Annotated in this window: 1 protein-coding gene; it reads left to right on the top strand. The window is 66.7% G+C overall.

Going from position 1 to position 468, the window contains the following annotated elements; all coding sequences use genetic code 11:
* Positions 1 to 108: 108 nt before the first annotated feature.
* Positions 109 to 468 (top strand): hypothetical protein (locus AACY52_RS30775; protein WP_339561458.1); only part of this gene is annotated, 360 nt, incomplete at its 3' end.

Raw genomic sequence — 468 nt, forward strand, 5'->3', positions numbered from 1 at the left:
CTCGACGACCGGGTCGAGCAGATCGCCGCCGAATGATCGACCGGGCGCGCGAATCATGCTAACGGTTCGCGCGCTCGGCCCATGTTCCAGGCCAGATTCGAGGTTGTCATGCGTCCTTTTCTGATCGGTGTGTTCGCACTCGGCCTGGCGGGGCCAGCCTTCGCGCAGGACCGCGCACCGCAACCGCCCGCAGTCGATGCGCAGCAACTCGGCTCGGCGCTGTCGACGCCACTTGTCCAGGAAGGCCTTGCGGCAACCGTCGACGAATTCGCGGATGCCCTGCTCCAAACCCATGTCGGCCCGCTGGCGCATTATGCCGATCCGCGCGCGAATGTCCGTCCCGACAACACCCTTGGGGATCTGGCAGCACGCTCCAACCCCAATTACCGCCGCGACCTGCACGAAAGCGCCCGCGGTGCGATCGCCGCAACCGGGCGTGCGATGCAGGATGTCGCCAGCATGAGCGCC

The organism is Pseudomonas sp. EA_65y_Pfl1_P113 (assembly GCF_963970525.1).
GTDB classification, from domain to species: Bacteria; Pseudomonadota; Gammaproteobacteria; order Pseudomonadales; family Pseudomonadaceae; genus Aquipseudomonas; species Aquipseudomonas tritici.